Source organism: Helicobacter magdeburgensis (genome assembly GCF_000765825.2).
GTDB lineage: Bacteria > Campylobacterota > Campylobacteria > Campylobacterales > Helicobacteraceae > Helicobacter_C > Helicobacter_C magdeburgensis.
Map to the genome: position 1 here is coordinate 1 of NZ_JRPE02000053.1, position 617 is coordinate 617.

Consider the following 617-nt stretch of genomic DNA (forward strand, 5'->3'; position numbering starts at 1 on the left):
TTAGGCACTTCTAGGATATTTTGCAATACTGCAAGATTCATTTTTAGGCTTTGGCGGTTTTGCTTTAGCTCACAAACTAGCATATTGTAGATTCTAATGCTATAAGCTGATTTCATTTGCTGTATATCGCTAAATTTGAGCTGTGTAAAATCTCGCTTTTGGTCTAAAAGATATTCTGTAAGGCTATCATTTAGCTGATAAGTTACATAACTTTGCCCTTGTTCGTATCTAATAAACTTGAAAAGTGGCATTGCTTGAAACACACTCTTTTCTTTCATTGTGGTTTCATCTAGCAGTTTAAAATCCTCCACATAAGCCTTTTTTGCCATAGAGTAGCAAAGCTCTCGCACATAGTTATAACCCTCACTTGTTTCTTTCCATTGCCACACTTGAAAAATCTCACTAAGTGGGATTTGACACACTTGAAACAAGGTATCGCGTTGGCTGTTGAGCTGTGCGACTATCCACATAAAAAATTTCATCTCATTGGCATTCATATCGTATTTAGCATAGATAAAGCGATTATCTTGCGTTACTATGGCTTTTTGGGTTTTTCTTTTAATGGATTTTTTCTTAGGAGCTTGTGTAATCATTGGTAGAATCCTTTAGCTTTACCA

The 617-nt window shown here is 35.7% G+C and carries 1 protein-coding gene; it reads right to left on the bottom strand.

Annotated features, from left to right (window positions below):
* A partial coding sequence (locus LS74_RS10815; RefSeq protein WP_138129155.1) for a replication initiation protein occupies positions 1–593 on the bottom strand: 593 nt, incomplete at its 3' end.
* Positions 594–617: the final 24 nt, after the last annotated feature.